The organism is Candidatus Melainabacteria bacterium RIFOXYA2_FULL_32_9 (assembly GCA_001784615.1).
In the GTDB taxonomy this organism is placed as follows: domain Bacteria; phylum Cyanobacteriota; class Vampirovibrionia; order Gastranaerophilales; family UBA9579; genus UBA9579.
This window is the reverse complement of the sequence record MFRQ01000043.1, coordinates 11413-11947: the sequence shown is the minus strand read 5'-3', so window position 1 is coordinate 11947 and position 535 is coordinate 11413. Positions and strand designations below refer to the sequence as shown.

At 33.8% G+C, this 535-nt stretch carries 1 protein-coding gene and 1 pseudogene (1 of these 2 cut by a window edge); both read left to right on the top strand.

The genetic code is table 11. The features are described from left to right. Positions 1-497: pseudogene (locus A2255_09075) on the top strand (adenylosuccinate lyase). After that, positions 498-535 carry the beginning of a hypothetical protein gene (locus A2255_09070; protein ID OGI22016.1) on the top strand. Its footprint extends 2599 nt past the window's final position, so 38 of the gene's 2637 nt are visible here — the first part of the coding sequence; its start codon is at positions 498-500; its stop codon lies off the right edge, out of view. It abuts the pseudogene before it with no gap.

The window sequence follows — 535 nt, the reverse complement described above, 5'->3', positions numbered from 1 at the left end:
ATAAAAAAAATCCTATTAGTTCAGAAAACTTAAGCGGTCTAGCCAGAGTTATAAGGGCAAATTCTATAGCAGCGCTTGAAAATGTTGTCCTGTGGCATGAAAGAGATATAAGTCACAGCTCAGTTGAAAGAATTATAATGCCTGACAGCACAATTCTTATGAATTATATGCTAAATAGGTTTAAAGATGTTGTTGAAAATCTTCAAGTTTATCCTGAAAATATGCTTGCTAATACCCAGCTTTATGGTGGTGTAATCTACTCACAAAGAGTTATGCTTGCTCTTACCAATAAAGGTTTATCAAGAGAAGACGCATATAGATTGGTACAGGAAAATGCTCATAAAGCTTGGAATGTAAAAGGCGGCAGTTTTAAAGATAATTTACTCAATGATGATAGAATCAGGCAGCATTTAAATGAAGTTGAAATAGAAGAGTGTTTTGATCCAAACTATTATTTGAGAAACATAAATACAATATACGAGAGATTGGGGGTATAAATGTCAAGAAGGCTATTAACCGGGGTATTACTTGTAGG